15 protein-coding genes are annotated in these 15,326 nt (G+C 65.7%); 3 read left to right on the forward strand and 12 right to left on the reverse strand.

Annotated features, from left to right (window positions below; translation table 11 throughout):
- Together EJI01_RS22330 and EJI01_RS22335 are read right to left on the reverse strand one after the other, a co-directional pair.
- A partial coding sequence (locus EJI01_RS22330) for a DUF4365 domain-containing protein (RefSeq protein ID WP_126839321.1) occupies window positions 1–236 on the reverse strand: 236 nt, incomplete at its 3' end.
- Between the two features lie 997 nt (window positions 237–1,233).
- A complete protein-coding gene (locus EJI01_RS22335; RefSeq protein WP_312846078.1) occupies window positions 1,234–1,845 on the reverse strand; it encodes an XRE family transcriptional regulator in 612 nt (203 codons plus the stop codon).
- A 294-nt stretch (window positions 1,846–2,139) separates the two neighbouring features.
- On the opposite strand from EJI01_RS22335, the gene EJI01_RS22340 reads away from it, so the two are divergent.
- A complete protein-coding gene (locus EJI01_RS22340) occupies window positions 2,140–2,403 on the forward strand; it encodes a helix-turn-helix domain-containing protein (RefSeq protein WP_126839323.1) in 264 nt (87 codons plus the stop codon).
- 120 nt (window positions 2,404–2,523) lie between these two features.
- Here EJI01_RS22340 and EJI01_RS22345 read toward each other — a convergent pair whose 3' ends face one another.
- The 8 genes from EJI01_RS22345 to EJI01_RS22380 all read right to left on the reverse strand — a co-directional run bounded on the left by EJI01_RS22345 (window position 2,524) and on the right by EJI01_RS22380 (window position 11,572).
- The gene (locus tag EJI01_RS22345; RefSeq protein ID WP_126839325.1) at window positions 2,524–3,144 is read right to left on the reverse strand and encodes a hypothetical protein; all 621 of its coding nucleotides are present in this window, start codon (window positions 3,142–3,144) and stop codon (window positions 2,524–2,526) included.
- A gap of 130 nt (window positions 3,145–3,274) precedes the next feature.
- Window positions 3,275–3,682 carry a chorismate mutase family protein gene (locus EJI01_RS22350; protein WP_126839327.1) on the reverse strand — a complete coding sequence of 136 codons (408 nt, stop codon included), beginning with the start codon at window positions 3,680–3,682 and terminating at the stop codon, window positions 3,275–3,277.
- A gap of 11 nt (window positions 3,683–3,693) precedes the next feature.
- Window positions 3,694–4,743 carry a Bug family tripartite tricarboxylate transporter substrate binding protein gene (locus EJI01_RS22355; protein ID WP_126839406.1) on the reverse strand — a complete coding sequence of 350 codons (1,050 nt, stop codon included), beginning with the start codon at window positions 4,741–4,743 and terminating at the stop codon, window positions 3,694–3,696.
- A gap of 1,007 nt (window positions 4,744–5,750) precedes the next feature.
- Window positions 5,751–7,640, reverse strand: coding sequence for a phage integrase family protein (locus EJI01_RS22360; RefSeq protein ID WP_126839328.1), 1,890 nt, complete (start codon window positions 7,638–7,640; stop codon window positions 5,751–5,753).
- Window positions 7,637–7,924, reverse strand: coding sequence for a hypothetical protein (locus EJI01_RS22365; RefSeq protein WP_126839329.1), 288 nt, complete (start codon window positions 7,922–7,924; stop codon window positions 7,637–7,639). The genes EJI01_RS22360 and EJI01_RS22365 overlap by 4 nt, the downstream gene beginning before the upstream one ends.
- Window positions 7,921–8,361: a hypothetical protein gene (locus tag EJI01_RS22370; protein WP_185879019.1), complete on the reverse strand. Its 441-nt coding sequence runs from the start codon at window positions 8,359–8,361 to the stop codon at window positions 7,921–7,923. Before EJI01_RS22370 ends, EJI01_RS22365 begins: the two co-directional genes overlap by 4 nt.
- A 643-nt stretch (window positions 8,362–9,004) precedes the next feature.
- Window positions 9,005–10,087: a ParB/RepB/Spo0J family partition protein gene (locus tag EJI01_RS22375; protein WP_126839332.1), complete on the reverse strand. Its 1,083-nt coding sequence runs from the start codon at window positions 10,085–10,087 to the stop codon at window positions 9,005–9,007.
- Window positions 10,088–10,417: 330 nt separating this feature from the next.
- Window positions 10,418–11,572 carry an AAA family ATPase gene (locus tag EJI01_RS22380; RefSeq protein ID WP_260602595.1) on the reverse strand — a complete coding sequence of 385 codons (1,155 nt, stop codon included), beginning with the start codon at window positions 11,570–11,572 and terminating at the stop codon, window positions 10,418–10,420.
- A 636-nt stretch (window positions 11,573–12,208) separates the two neighbouring features.
- On the opposite strand from EJI01_RS22380, the gene EJI01_RS22385 reads away from it, so the two are divergent.
- Window positions 12,209–13,582, forward strand: coding sequence for a replication initiation protein (locus EJI01_RS22385; protein WP_126839335.1), 1,374 nt, complete (start codon window positions 12,209–12,211; stop codon window positions 13,580–13,582).
- A gap of 460 nt (window positions 13,583–14,042) precedes the next feature.
- On the forward strand, window positions 14,043–14,444 hold the full coding sequence (locus tag EJI01_RS22390; RefSeq protein ID WP_185879020.1) for an FHA domain-containing protein: 402 nt from the start codon (window positions 14,043–14,045) through the stop codon (window positions 14,442–14,444).
- Between the two features lie 272 nt (window positions 14,445–14,716).
- Here the strand turns inward: EJI01_RS22390 and EJI01_RS22395 are convergent, their stop codons facing one another.
- The gene (locus EJI01_RS22395; RefSeq protein ID WP_126839337.1) at window positions 14,717–14,932 is read right to left on the reverse strand and encodes a hypothetical protein; all 216 of its coding nucleotides are present in this window, start codon (window positions 14,930–14,932) and stop codon (window positions 14,717–14,719) included.
- Between the two features lie 9 nt (window positions 14,933–14,941).
- Window positions 14,942–15,133: a hypothetical protein gene (locus tag EJI01_RS22400; protein WP_126839338.1), complete on the reverse strand. Its 192-nt coding sequence runs from the start codon at window positions 15,131–15,133 to the stop codon at window positions 14,942–14,944.
- Between the last annotated feature and the right edge of the window lie 193 nt (window positions 15,134–15,326).

The following is a 15,326-nucleotide window of genomic DNA, read 5'->3' on the forward strand; positions in this document are numbered from 1 at the left end:
CCCCCCGCGCTCCTCGTTGGCGATCGAGTGCCTTTGAGCTGAACGCGGAAGATGTCGAGAATCTGTTGGTCGGCCTTCAGCTGTATTTGAAAGTCCAACCCGTAGTCGTCAGTGCCGTCGAGCCCTTTGATGATCCAGCTTCTCGGCCTGCCGCCTCTGAACGCATCTTCTGCGTCCTGACCGATCTCCTGCGCGTCTCCAGTCTGTGGGTTTCCCTCGGTGTCCGATATAGGCATTGTGGTTCGTCCCGGTCGTCCTAACAGCCTCGCGACGACGGCGCCTTTTCGACGCGCACGTTTGGCCTTAACGAACTACGTCAAGGCGGCCCCGCGGGCAACGTCAGCCATCTTAAGCGTTGAGCCGTCCGCCCGGCTTCGCCGACCGGCAGGGTTTGTTCAGGCCCGCTCCGGCGCCACTCAACCCACCCTGTCGTCAGCAGCGTGCGAAACGCTATTCATAGCAGCCATAGCCTTATCACGCGGCCGTTGCATCACCGTTTTCCTGCCGGCAAGGCAATGGCTACGGGAGGACCGGTACTACAGGTCCAGGCCGAGATCTCCACGCAGAGGATGTTTTTGGGTCACCGTTCGGTCATCGATTGCAGGTGCCTTGATCCTGCACAGGGCGCTGCCGTACTCGATCGGCTCGTACCTCATGGTGGCCGATCAGGCAAGTGTTCAGACCTCGAATTTGTCGATCACGTCGCAGACTATGAGGCCGTTGTCGTACTTGAAGTTGGCGCGGAGGACAGTGCTAGTCGCGCGATCAAACATGGCGTGTCGGATAGAGCCGTTTGCCTGCGCCCCACCGTCGTCCATGAACACGCTGACAGCGGCAGGATCGGCTTCCCTGGCGAGAAGTAGCCTGCAGCATGCGCAAGCGACTTCCGCTTCCGGCAAACGCAGTCGCTCATGGCCGAGACGATGAGTGACAGCAGTCTAAAGCGGCGCTCCGAGCGTTCTGCTCAAGTAAACCCAGAACCAGAGGCACCTGTTTTTCCTGAGCGCGGACCGTCTCCTTCGCAAATGGATCGCAACCCAGTTTTCTTTGTCAAAAATGACCACAACTCATTTCTATTGCAAATCTGGGGGTCCTTACAGGGAGAAAATGACCACAACTTTAGGAAACTAAGGAAAAAGCACCCTGGGCGTCGCAACTTACTCCACCGTCACGCTCTTCGCGAGATTCCGCGGATTGTCCACGTTCAGACCCATGGAGTCCTTTCAGAGGTGACTATCCGCGCAGCGTAAACACGACGGACAGGTATGACACCGGCTGAACCTCTACCGCCTCGATCCCATGCAGGGCCGTGGCGTCGAAGAGAAGTGAATCTCCCACCCTGAGTTGGACCACCTTTGTCCCATACCGATAGCTCACTTCGCCCGACAACAGGTACAAGAACTTATGACCCGGGTGCTGGAAAGTGACATAGGGCTCGGCGCCAGGCAGAAGGGTCACAAAGTAGGGTTCGACGAAGAGGTTTCCGGAAAGGATGTGGCCGATCAGTTCGTAGCGGTAGTTCGCAACGGCGCCGACGCGGTCCACCTGCACTCCCCTACCGGCCGGTACATGGGAAAAGTCAGTTCGTCCTGGCTGATCGCCAAAGAACCGCGAGATCGGCACGTTCAGCCCGCGCGCTATGCGGTAAAGGGTATCAACTGAGGGAGACACCAAGCCCCGCTCGATGCGAGACAGCATCGATGCAGAAATGCCGGAAGCGGCTGCGACCTTGCCAGCCGAGACCCCCGCCGCGAGACGCAGGGCGCGTACCTGAGCGCCGACCTCGCATGCAGCAGCGCCGCGCGTTGGTTCGGTTTCGAAAGCAGGACGGCTACGTGACGGCAAGACCGGGAGCTTTGGCGGGCGCGCCGTCGGAAAGGGAGATGCGACCTGTCTAAGACTCATACCAGTGCTCCAGTCCCCGGTCGCAGCGTCGCGACAAAGCAGACGGACCTTGCGGTGCGGCGCCCCGCCCTCCCCCATGGCGCCAAAGCTCAATGACGCCGACTCCTCGGATGAGCTTGTGCTTATGCGACCTAAAGGCGAGCCGGGGTAGGTCAAATAGGGTTGGGGTTTGCATTGGCGATGTTATCTATAGACACGTGTCTTTTGTCAACAGCCACGCCAAAGTCATGCGCAATGCGACCCAGCCGCAACGCGCTCCTTCTTGAAGCTCTTGGCCTCGTGCTCAAGGAGCGGAGGCTTGAACTCGGCCTTACACAGGAAGACGTTGCGGGGGAAGCCGAGATCGATCGCCCATTCGTGACGCTGATCGAGGTTGCGCGCAAGCAGCCCACTGTCAGCGTTTTTTGGAAGCTCGCTGGTGCGTTGCAAATTGCACCGGGCGACTTAGCCTCACGCGTAGATCAGCGTTATTCAAAGATTTCGAAGCGTTCAGGTTGAGCGCCAGGGCCGAACCGTGGCGCTTTTCGCTAGGTCAACCCGATAGCCGGGCCAGGCTCTGGAGCACACGGCTCTTCCCTGACGCCGAGACGGCCTTTCAGAGACCCAGGTCCTTTGGCTTCAACAGTCGCCAGGCTTAGACGACCAACCTGTTCGTTCCCGATACTGCCGAGCGACTGGGCTGTCCTTCCAGACCACGGCCCTCCCTTCGTCGACCGCTTCGCGTCCGTAGACGATCCACGCGTCGCAGATGGTGCCGATGGGCTCGATCACCTCAAAGCGCTCAGCGTGTGCCTCCGCGAAGGACGCGAACACGATGCCCGCGTCGAAGCGTCCTTCGGTCAGGCCGGCCTGAACCGCGAGCACCGTGGGTTCGTGCACAACGGTCGGCCAGGCGGAAAGGTCGGCATAGCTCTGCGTGGCAGGCTGCACGCCCACCTTGCTGGCGCCCTTCCCGCTTCCGATGGAGCGGACCAGTGCCATGGGACGGCTGGGGGAAATGAAGGCGTCGACCACCACCATGGACGTTCGATAGGTGCCCGTGATCTCGGCGGCCGCGGGATGAACGGCGCATTGCAGCAGATAGTCCGCCTCGCCTGCAATCAGCGCGCGAGCTCCGGCGTGGAAGTCGTCGAACAGCACAATGCGCGCGGCTTCCGCGATGCCATGCGCGCCGAGGTACTGCTGGAGAACGAAGTGGTGGTTGCTGCCCTCACGGCCCAGCGTCGAGAAAGTGAGCATGTGCTTCAGCAGTAGAGCATGGCTTCTGGGAGATGATCGACCTTGAACGCTGCCTTTTCGAGATTCTCGGCGCTCGCGCGCTGCTGGCGATGCCTCGACCGGCTCTTGTCCGAATGGAAGATGAGCGGCTTCATGCAGGCTTTGCGGGCACGCCGATGATCTCATCCTCCAGGCGGCAGGTCTCCGTGATGATTAGCTCGTAGAGGGCGCGCAGGAAGATCGGGCTCATGCCGTGCTCGGCTGCGAAGGCTGCCGCACGTTCCTGCACCACCCCGATGCGGTGGGGCTGCATCATCGGGATCGCATGGTCGCGCTTGTGGCGTCCGATCCGGCAGCAGCAGTCAAGCCTCTGCCGCAAGGTTTCGAGCAGCGTCCTGTCCAGGCCGTCGAGCTCGTCGCGCAGCGACTGCAGGGTCTGCTGGGCTTCCTCGCTGCTGCTGGCAGAGCCTGTGCTCCCGCTCTGCGGAGCCGAGATTGCGTCATTGGCCGCGGCGTGGGCTTCCTGGCGCCCACCCGGGCGCGGTTGTTCTGAATTCATGCTGAGTCTCCTTACTCGAGCTTGATGCCCTGGCTCGCGATGATCTGGGTGAGCGCTGCCGTGTCCGCCTTCATCCGCCGGACCAGCGCCTCGCCCGATATGCCGGCTGCCTCGTAGCCATGCTGGAAGAGCTTCTGCCGCACCTCGGGCGAGCGGATGACTTCCGAGAGGACCTGGGTCAGGCGCTGAACGATAGGGGCGGGCAGGCTGGCGGGGGCAGCCGCAGCGGTCCAGATCTCGAGCTCGAAATCCTTGAGTCCTGCTTCCTGCAAGCTCGGGTACTCGGGCACGAGTGTGGAGCGGCGCGCCGAGGTCACGCCGATCGCACGCAGCTTTCCGGCCTTGACCTGTACTTCGGCAAGACCTGGCGGAAGGAGCGCCAGTTGCAGCTGAGCACTGACCAGGCCGGTGATGACCTGCGGATTGCCCTGGTAAGGCACGTGCACAGCACCGATTCCGGTGCGGGCCTTGAGGAGCTCCATGCCGAGGTGGCCGATCGTGCCGATGCCGGGCGTGCCGTAGCTCCAGCTGCTGCCGGCGGCGCGCGCCGCGTCGAGAAAGCCGCGGGCCTGGGCCTTCGAGACCTCCGGCGTCGTGGCGAGCACCAGAGGTGCGGTGCAGATGATGCTGAGCGGCACCAGGTCCTTTTGCGGGTCGTAGGGGGTCGCCGGGTTGAGGACCTTGGCGATGGTCATGTTGCCGTTGATGAGGATGCCGACCGTGTGCTTGTCGGTGGACTTCGCGACGATGTCAGCCGCGATGTTGCCGCTCGCACCCGGATGGTTCTCAACCACCACCGGCTGCCCCAGCGCCCTTGCCATGGGCATGGCCAGGACGCGTGCCACGAAGTCCGGCGACGAACCGCCGCCGAAGCCGACGATCAGGCGCAGCGGTCGCGTCGGCCAGTTCAGGTCCGCGGGATGGGTGCTCGAGGTGCCCGGCTGACTTGGGTGGGTAAGACTCCCACCGGACGATTGCGCGAAGGCGACGCCGGCGCAAGCGAGCGCGCCGAAAATGCACAGTAGGCGCGTGGCAAGTGTTCGAAAAAATAGGAAGGACATGGCAAGAGAAGTTGGGAATCGGAAGCCAAGTCTTTCTTCGACAACGCGCCGAATCAACTCCTGCTTGGTGCGCAAGAAAGCTCCGCACCGGCTCGGCGACTCGCGGACCCGACTCGCGAGGAGCGGGTGCAGCCGGAACCTCGTCGCACTTGCTTGGCGTGCAAGATTGCTGTCGAGCACTGGTGGCGCGCTTGGGCACTGCAGCCGCGTCGCGGCACGCGCGTACGTCGATTTTTGCTGCGTCTTCGTGTCAGCTGCGGGCATCGCGGCGGTCACTGGTTTCAAGCGCGGACATGCGAATGTCGACTTCTGGAACCTGTGCGAAGTGGTCCGTTGGAAGGCGCCTGTCGTGCGCCTGCGGTGCACGCCGTCCAGCTGTTGAAAGACCGATCGCTGCCCGCGGCTGCGACGTTGCGGCGCTATGCAGCGACTGCACTGAAGACACGCACTTGAATGGACAGACGTATCACGAGCCCGGTCGATCAACGGGTTCGCGACCTTTGTGTAACCCGCATATCGAGGCGCTCGGCGTGCGCGATGGTGTCGGTCGATACGGCGCTTGAGTGCAGACCCTCCGCTCGCTCTGGACGACGGACGCCACGGCGACCTCGCGCTCCGCGCATCGCAGAGCCGCCGTCAACGACGCGCGCGAAGAGGCACGGGCAACAATCCGCTGCATCAAGCGGTCAACTGCAGTTGGTGATGTCACGCCGCAGAAAGTCGCAGCGCCGAGAGCTTGGCTGCCCTTCCCGCCCTGCCCTGCCCGGCCCAGCACAACCCCACACCGGGTCGATCCGATTCAGGTGCTTGGCGTCGATCCATTGCTCGGGTGCTGGTTCGCCTGTTCCGACCTGAGCTTCCGGGCGTGCCCGCGCCGGTCCTGCTCATTGCGCTCGACGGTCATGAAACTGCGGATGCTTCGTTGAAGCTCATGCGCGGCACGACCTGACGCGGGCTGGCCACGCGGGCCGGGTGCTCCGCGGCACTCGGCCACCAACACGCCTGGCCTAGCCGGGTCGCTGTCTCGCCAGGTACATCGAGGTCGTGCGCGGCAATGCATGGCCCAGGTTGTTCTGCACCACCTGCAGGGGCACCGGCGCCTGCCCTTCCCTTCCCCGCAAGGCATGCGATCCATGGGAATGGCGCAGCCAGTGCGTGCTGGCCTTCCTGAGGTGCTCGGCGTCGGCCGCATCGATGCCCTGTGCGGCGCGCGCGAGGAACGCCTTGATGGCCTGGTAAAGGCCCGAGGCCGACCAGGCGGCCGGGCGCTCGATTCCTGTTTCAAACCGCGCCAACACGGGGACGCCCCTGTTGCAGGGCGCATCCACTTGTCGATCGAAGCCGTGGCGCGCCAGCTCGTCCCCCAACTCTTCAACCAGCTCGGGGGGCACCGGCACCTGGCGGCGGCCACCATCCTTGCCGGTCACCGAGAGCAGCCAGGCGCTCGCTGTCGAATCATCTGCCGTCGCCGCGTTCTGCCGCTGCAGGTCCTCGCAGCGCACGCTCGTGATTTCGGCCAAGCGCAGCCCGATCGCATACAGCCAGCGCATGGCTCGGCGCAGGCGCCGCCCGGCTTCGGTGTCCACATGGGCGCGCAGCAGCGCATCGATGTGCTCCCATTGCGCGAAGCTCAAGCTGCGGTTCGCGCCGAGCCGGCGCTGCGGGTCCGGGGGCAGTTGCGATTCGGCAAAGGGGTTGCCCGTCACGTAGCCCTGGCTCACCAGGAACGCGAACAGGCTGCGAAGAATGATCAGGGATTGGCGCAGCGCCACCGGCGTCAGCGCGCCCTCCAGCGGTCTCCACATCGGTGACCAGCGCTGGTGATGGCGCGGCCCGCACCAGGCGGCGGGCGGCTCAGCGAGGAAGGCTTGATAGGCGCTCGCGTCTTCGCTGGTGAGCGAGGACAGCGCCTTGCCGCGCTCCAGCACCGCCCAGAGCAGCAGCCGTTCCGCTTCCTTGCGGTACGAGCGCTGGGTGGCCGACAAGGATCCTTGGGCGGCGTCGCCGCCCTTCGAAGCCAGCCACGCGCCGATCGCCTCATGGTCGTTGGCGGCTCTCAGCCGGCAGGCCTCTTGCGGGGCACGGCCGCTTCCTGTGCGGCCGTCGAGGCCGGCAGGCAGCACGAACTTCTCATAGGGCAACAGGGCCGTGGCGGCCGGGACCACCGAGGCCAGGGCGGCCGGGCTCAGCTGTGCGCGCGGCTGCGCCGCGTGCACCCCGACGCGCAATCCCAGCAACTGCTCGTTGGCATGCAGCCAATCCAGGATCCGCGCGGCCTTGCGTTCGCCCACGCCCGGCACATGCGTCCACCAGCGCGCACCGATGCAGTTGATCCGCGCCACCAGCGCGGACAGCGTCGGAAGGCCCGCGCGCTCGAGGCGCTCGGCGAGCGCCGGATGCAGCCAGGCGGCCACGCTGTCGCCGGCACGAGGATCCTGCGCGACCAGGCTCTCGAGCCAGCGCAGCGCCTCGAGCTGGCGCTCGATGACGCGCGCACGCCGGGACGGCTGGCCGTTGCCCGCCCTGCCCCGCCCCGGCCCGCTGCCGCCCTGCGGGTAGGCGGCTTCGTAGGCCTCGACCTGTTCGGCCTCCGAGAAATCCTCCATCCCCTGGGCCTGCGCGAACTCGGCCAGGCTCGGCAGCGCCGAGGCAGCGGTGAAGCGCTCGGGGTCGAGGAGGATCAGGCGCGCGGTGCCGGGCTTGTGTTCGCGGCGCGCGGCCGCCGCAAAAGCGTCGCGGATCCAGGCGATCGTGCGGCGCACGGTGCGCAGGTCGACGTGCTCGCCCTCCAGGCGCAGGTAGCGATCCCAGCTGGCGCGTTCATCGACCCCCTGGGCGAGCGCCCGCATGAAGGCGAAGTGGCCACGGTGCAGCTTGCGCGGGGGCGTCTTTTTCACGAGGAGGGGGTGGGGCCGGATGAGGGGCCGGATGAGGGGCCGCCTGGGGGGCGGGTCTGCCAGAACTTCCACCAGGGGCGCGGTGGGCGCGCCGGCGGCGGCAACTCCAGGGCGCGGCTGGCACGAACGCGCTGGCGCAACTCGACTTCGAGGGCGTGCGCCACGCCAAAGGCCTGCTCGGCGCCGCGCGAGGCGCGTGCGCGCCATTCCACGGCCAGGCGCTCGAGCTCCTGGTCTGCCAATTCGGCCAGTTCCTCGGGAGTCGGGACGCGGTGGCGGCTCATCGCGTCACGCCCCATTCTTCTGCTGCGGCTGGCGGAATGATCGATGGGAGCGCGCGCCGCGCGGCTTGCGCATCGCAGAGCCCATAGATGTGGCCAGCCTGCGCCACGGGCGCATCCAGGGCGCCCGGATCGGCCTGCAGCTGGCGGACCAGATCGCGCAACTCGGCCAGGCGGTCCTCGCTGGGCTCGGGATAGCTCAGGCGCCAGGCAGTCGCAACTTCAAGCACGGCCGCTCGCTGCAGGGATGTCAGGGCCTCCAGCAGTCCAAGCTGCTCCCTGTTGCGCCTTTCCTGGAGCTCGTCGCTGCGGTGGCGCTCCAGCATGACCAGGCCGGTGCCCAGCAGCGCCAGCGCGAGGCCGACGCACCAGGTCTCCCTGGCAAAGGGCCCATTCACCCATGGCCGATCAGCCATCCACCTCCAGATCATCTTGCTCACTCCTGCCCTCATTGCCGAACCTTCCCTCGATGCTATCGGGCGGACGAGGCGCAGACGTCGCGAAATCATCACGCTGGGCGCTCTTTTTCCGGGTCGAAAACAGCGCTGCAGGCTTGTTGATTCGCATAATCATCAATGTTAATTCTAGGTGCTGCGGATGGCAAGTTGAAGAAGCCAGAGTCGGCGTCGGCCCTAACTACTTGATTTCATTGGCTTTTTTCGGGCTGGCGGCGGCCGTATCGGCGCGGGAACCGGCGCTTATGACGCATTGCTGAGCATCTGGTTGTGATCCTCTCCTTAAGTGTGCGCCCCCATTCAGCATTTGAGCCTGGGTCGATCGATATGAGGGGAAGTGGGCGCACACACTCGTATGATGTTGCCGACTTGCCGCGTCGCGAGGCCTTGTGCGTGGGCTGGGGCTGGGCGGGGACCTCGGGATGCCTGGGCCGGTCGACGCCGGACCGGACCGGTCCGGTCCGGTCCGGCGGGATCCGCTCCGCGAGCGTGCGGCGGGCGCGAGGTTGGACCTGGCTGGGGCACCTTGCCGGGAGAGCGAATGGCCTCGCTGCCGGCCGCCCTGCCCTGGCCACTCCGCTCCCGCGCAATTCCCAACGGCACTCACATGACGGGGGCTTGGCTTGCGCTAGCCGAGCAGCCGGACCTTTTGCAGGGTCTCGGCCACCGACTTCAGCAGAGCTTCCGACGGCAGGCCTGAGACGGCTCCGGGCAGCAAGGTGAGCGTGACGGTGCCGTCGGGCGCCCGCAGGCACGAACCCACTGTCTTGCCATCGCTCTGGATCGCCAGCTTCTCCCCCTTCGCTGGCCCGTCCATGCCCAGCAGGCGCGCCACCACGGCCGCCGGCGCGAGCTTCAGGCCACGCACCTTCTCGGCGCGCTTGAGCACGCTGCGGCGATCCTTGTCGAGGGCGGTGTTGAGTTGCTCCGCGTGCCGGTGCTGCACCTCCAGCGGGCTGCGGAAGCACTCGAGCACGGCCGACGGCAGCTGCGCCACCATCAGCGCCTTGCGAACCCAGGTGTGGCTCACGCCGAGCTTCTCGGCCAGTTGGCGCTGGGTCGGGAACAGCTGCTCCTCGAGCGCGCGCTGGTACATCACGCCCTGCTCGTACGGCGACAGATCGGCACGCTCCCGGTTCTCGCGGTCCATGGCCGCGAACAGCTCGGCATCGCCGAGCTCGTCGAGCCAGATGGCCGCCAGGACCGGGATGCCCAGCTCCAGGCAGGCCCGGTGGCGCCGGTGCCCGAAAACCAGCTCGTAGTGCCCCGGCTGATCCGCCGCCGGACGCACCAGGATCGGCTGCACATTGCCGCCTGCCTGTTCGATATCGGCCTTGAGTCCGGCGAACTCCGCGTTCTCGAACGAATCCCGGTGGCGGTTGGCCCAGCGCGAGGCGCTGATCGTTTTTGGGTCCAGCTTGCGCGTCGGCGTTGAGCCATCGTGCTGGCGAAGCCGCTCGCGCAAGGCTGCCAGCTCGCCCTCCACGGCCTGCATCTGGCCACGGAACGCGAGCATCTGGCCGGGGCCCGTGCGCGGGGCGAGCTGGCCGGCCTGGGCCGGTGGAAACCTGGTTTCCACGGCGGCGGCAGCGCCGGGCAGTGCCGGCGGGATGGCCGCCGTCCCGTTCGAAGCCGGTGCCGCTGCGGGAGCCGGCTCGGGGATCGACAGGCCGGCGGTCAAGGCTTCAAGACGTTTGCGGGTACTAGCCATTGGAACCTCCATGGCGGTGGAAACCTGGTTTCCACGCGGGCTGCGTGGCGCGGAACTGGATGCGGGATGTGGGCGCGGGAACCCTTCGCGATTGGCAGCGTGGAACCCCGGTTTCCAGGAGGCGCGCCGGATCTGGGTGGAAACCTGGCGTCCACGCGTGGACGCCAGTTGTGCGTTGCCGACGCACGCGGAGCTTGTCGTTCGTGGGCACGGCCTCGCACAACGGGCGGCCGTTCGAGTTGTGCGGCAGTGACAGGCATGCCGACGGCACGCTGGAAACCAGGTTTCCACGCCGCGTCGGCGCCCTCTCCCTTTGGTCTCCCAGGGCTTTCATTGCACCTGCGCCTTGTCGGACCAGCTGCTCACCACGGACTGCTCGACCAGGTCGACGAAGGCGTCGTAGGCGTCGGCGGCACGCTTGTAGGTCTTGGCGGCGCCTTCATACTTCTGCACGTCGTAGACGGTAGCGAACTCGGCCGCCTTGTTGCTGGTCACGCTGGTCTTCGGGATCTCCACCGGCAGCGTGTACTCGCCGTAGGTGGCCTGGATCCACTGCCTGACCGCAGGCGTGGCCGGATCGCTGGGGTCGACCCGGCTCAGCAGCACGTGCAGGAAGTCGAAGGCCTTGCCGGCCAGCTCGCCGCTTTGCGCATCGAGATTGCCGCCCAGGTCGGCCAGCAGCGACCAGAACTGGGCCGACGACGCGAAGTCCAGGCCCGAGGGCGGCACCGGCACGATGATCCCGTTGGCAGCCCACAGCGCATTGATGGTCACATAGGAGAGCGACGGCGGGGTGTCGATCACGATCACATCGTAGAGATCGCGCACGCTCTCCAGGCCGGCGTTGAGCACGTCCCAGAAGCGCGCCCCCGGCTCCTGCATCTGTCGCGCCGGCAGCGCGAACTCGGCCGAGAAGAGAAAGGGGGCGGCGGCCACCAGATCCAGCCCGTCCCAGTAGGTCGAGCGGATCGCGTAGCGGATGTCGGACTGGCTGCCATCGCACAAGGGGGCGATGGTCATGTCCTCGCTGATCTCCGCTTCGGGCAGCAGGCCGTGCAGGGTGGTGAGCGAGCCCTGCGGGTCGGTGTCGATCGCCAGCACCCGGTGGCCGCGCAGGCTCAGGCCCTGCGCCAGCACCATGGCCGTCGTCGTCTTCGCGACGCCGCCCTTGAAATTGCCCACGGCGATGGTGAACGCCTTCTTGCCGGCAGGGCGCATCTTGTCGGCGCGGTAGGTGCGCGTCCATGTGCGCAGCTCGCTGAGCTCGAAGTTGCGCTTGCCGCCGGCCGGGGTCAGGCGACCGCTGGGCAGATCCTCCTTGGTGATGCGGTAGGCCACGTGCGCCTTGTCGACGCCGCACAAGGCCGCCAGTTGCGCGGTAGAGTAGATCGGCGCCACCTTCCGGGCTTCAGGCGCCAGCAGCCGGCCGCGGATCTGCTCGACCATGGAGCCGGCGCGGGTGGCCAGGGCCGCGATACGCGCCATGTCGATGCGCGCACGGGAAGGGGAGGGGAGTGACGGAGCAAGCGTGGAAACCTGGTTTCCAGCACCGGCGGGAGCGGGCAATGCCATGGAGAAGAGCCTTATTCGACAGAATCCAGCCATTCTATGAGAATCTGTCGAATGAACAAGATACGCCAACAGAAGCGCCAGAGTGAGGGTGCGAACTGTGAGAGCGATTGGGGACCAAGGTGAGGTCCGTTGGGATTACCGCCTTGGCGGGGCATCCGGGCAGCACGGATCCCGGCCGATCCGGGTGGCCAGGGGCCTTAAAGGCACCGGTACCGTTGGCATTCAGCGGGATCCGGTCGCCGCAAAGCCGAAGGCAGTGCTCGGCACCCCTTGTCCACTCACATCAATTCCCAACCGTGCACACGTCGCGCCGCCCCAAATCCCATCCGATCTCACCTTCAATCCCAAAGGTTCTCACAGGAATTCCCAGACCTACTCACAGAAACCCTTCCAAGTGCTTGTCAGCGTTCGGGAATCCGGATCCTCAACTCTTCAATTCTTCCAAGTGTTAGGTTTCAACGTCTCAAGGCACTCTCTGCGGACCTGTGAATTGACCGATTCACAAACTGTCGGCATGATGTGAAACCGTTGATCCCCTGAAAGAAGTCCATGGAAGAGGGCGAAGTTCCGCGACCGCCGCCCAAGCCATCGGCTGTCCCTGACGAGCAGACTGTTGCCAAGGCCAACGAGGCCATCGCGATCCGCCCGAAGCGCGGCCGCCTGACGCTGCTGTCGCGGCGCATCTACAACGCGCTGCTCTACCACTCGCAGCGCCAAGGCGTCGACGAGCCCGTCTACAAGCTCGCGCTCAGCGAGCTGATCGGCGACGCGCGCTTCAACTCCAACAACACCGAGCTGCTGAAGTCCCACCTGCGCGACATGCAAGCGACCACCATCGAATGGTCGACCAGCGGCGCCGGCCTGAAACGCTGGGTGTCCTCGCAGCTGCTGGGCACCGTCACCATCGAGGAGCAGGGCAGGGGACGGCCCTGCACGATCACCTGGCGCTATCCGGAAGAGATTCGCGAGCGGCTGGTCAAGCCGCACCAGTACACCCGCGTGCTGCTGGAGATCAGCGGCCAGATGCGCAGCTACCCGGCGGCCGTGCTCTACGAGATCGGCGCGCGCTATCTCACCTCGCCCAGCCGGCTGTCGATGCGCGAGGACGTGCTGTGGTGGGCGGCAGTGCTCACCGGGCGCAGCGACATCACGGAGGTCGACTACCGCTTCCTGAAGCGCGACGTGATCAGCAAGGCGCTGGCCGAGATCGAGGCGCTGTGCGAGGACTTCAGCCTCGAGCTCATCGAGCACAAGCGGGGCCGGCGCATCGAGGAGATCCAGTTCCGCGTGGCGCCCAAGCTGCAGCAGCGCCTGGGCGCCGCCGACGACCCGAGCCGCAACGTGTTCGACCTGGAGCTGGTCGGCAAGCTGATCGCGCTCGGGCTCAAGCAGGACGAGGCCCAGGACCTCTATGCCACCACCGACGAAGGGCAGCTGCGCGGCACGCTCGAGCATGTGGAGCAGCGGCTTCGCAGCCAGACGCTGCCGGCGCTCAAGTCGCCGGCGGCGTACTTCAAGGACGCGCTGAAGAAGGGCTATGCAGGCGTCAGGGGGGCGGCCGAGCCATCCGCGCCGACGGGTCTGCCTTCGCCGTCCCAGGGACGGCCAGCGGCCGCGCTCGGCGGCGAGGACCGCATGCACCGCATCCGCGAGCTGTGGGAGAACGATCGCATGCAGAAGGCCAAAGCCCTCTATCTGGAAATGCCAGAAGCCATGCAGGCCGAGATGCGGTCGCGCTTCGAGGCCGACCGGCTCGCGCAGATTGCCGCCCCTATCGCTCGGGCCTGGCGACGCGACGGGCCGGCCAGCCGCATCGCGGCCACCACCTTCCATCGATGGCTGGCCCAGATCACGTGGCCCGAGGAACCTTCCGATCGGGTGCTGCTGGATTTTGCGCTGGGGCAGGGCGTGACCGGAATGTGAAGGGGCGGCCCTTGTCCGACTTGTGCGCCCGCAAGTATGTGGGCGCCAGGGGCCTCACCGTCATCGTCGTTCCGCCGGCTCCGCGGCCACCTTCAACGACGTCGGGGCCAACGACGCTCGAGGTCTACCGCGGCGACATGTTGCCGAAGAACAAGTACCCTTGTAAGTAAGCAATCACCATCTTTCTGCAGCTCCCCCATCCCTGGGTCGCGCCACCCGAGGCAACCGTCAGTTGGTGCACCAGTTCGCACTTCGATGTGAGCGCACGCTGCGAATGTAGACAAGAAGCGATTTGATGCGGAGCCGTCATCAAGGCGAGATGATGAGTCTTCAGGCCCAGGTGAGTGAAGGCGGGCAGCAGGCCGGTCACGGACATGGCCCTGGGAAGCGATGGCGTCCGACGGCAAGCCAGGCGCGCGTCCGGCTCGACCCGGCCAGCATGGGCTTCGTAAGATGGCGCATGCCCAAGCTCCTGATCACCTCAGCAGGCAAGACGGGCCAGGTGGACCTCGGGCCGGGGGAGACCACGCTGGGCCGGGGCAAGCACAATGACGTCGTGCTCAATTCCATCTTCGCGAGCCGCAGCCACGCGGTGATCGTCGTCGAGCCGGCGTTCACCATCATCCAGAACCTCGGGAGCCAGAACGGAACCTTCGTGAACGGCGCTCGCGTCCACATGCAAGTGCTCGTCGACGGCGATGTGCTGAGCCTTGGCGGGTGCGAGCTGCGCTTCATCGCCGCGGAGCAGGAATTCAGTGAAGTGGAGGCGCGCCGCCTTTCGTCCGTTCCGAGCTGGATGGAGGATCCGGACGGCAGCGATGAACCGACGGCACCGGATAAACCGTCGCACGACAAGGGCTAGCGAGCGATCAGGTTACGGTTCATGACGCAGGCAACATTGGACTTGGGCGAGGGGCGCCCGCCCGCCACTCTTAATCCTGGCGTAACACTGGTGCCCCATGCTTGGGAGTGACAGTCAGTCGGCGCTGGTAGAGGTTGCTTCGGCGTCCGCCCATGCTGGGCGGTTCCTCGATGCCGGCGACTGTCGCGATTTCACCCAACGCGCCCATAGGACGGATGAGTGCCTTCGGCGACTCTGTGCGCAAGAGCGCTGAGCAGGCTGGCGCGAAGTGCCTACTGCTCGGTCTCGAACTCTTCCCGCGCAACCTCGGCAGGGTCGCGCATGCGGTGATCGGGGTAGAGTTCCGTCGCCCGGTCGGCCAACTGCTCCGGGTCCGCTTTGCCTTCAGCGAGAAGGAGCCATGCGGCTGTAAAGGCGCGCTTCCACACATGGGCGTGCGATAGCGGCCTGTCCGGGGCGAGCGTCGGCCTTTCAGCGAGTGACGGCATCTTGTCTCCTCATCGCGCGATGAATATTGCGACGACAACCGCGACGATCGCAAGCGCGGCGACGGACAGGTTACGCCGCCAGCCAGCAGCGCGCCGCTCATGCTCCTCGAGTCGACGATAGAAAGTCAGCTCCTCGAGCCCAGAGGGGGCGCTGTCGAGTTCCTCGGCGAAGCGGTTGTGGGTATTGAATCGTTTGGCCATCTCTCTGCAAGGGGGTTAGAGGGCGTGCTCCCCATCCCATGAGTGAGTGAGCGACCACTAGAGACGACCACCAGACCCACGGTCCGCACGCGCAGGGCCAGACAAATACCCTGCATGGGCTCAACAACAATCGGCTTCGGACGACAAGACGCCCCGTCCACCGGCGGAAGCTCGTATCCGTGTCTTCTTCATG

This window comes from Variovorax sp. MHTC-1 (assembly GCF_003984645.1).
GTDB lineage: Bacteria > Pseudomonadota > Gammaproteobacteria > Burkholderiales > Burkholderiaceae_C > Variovorax.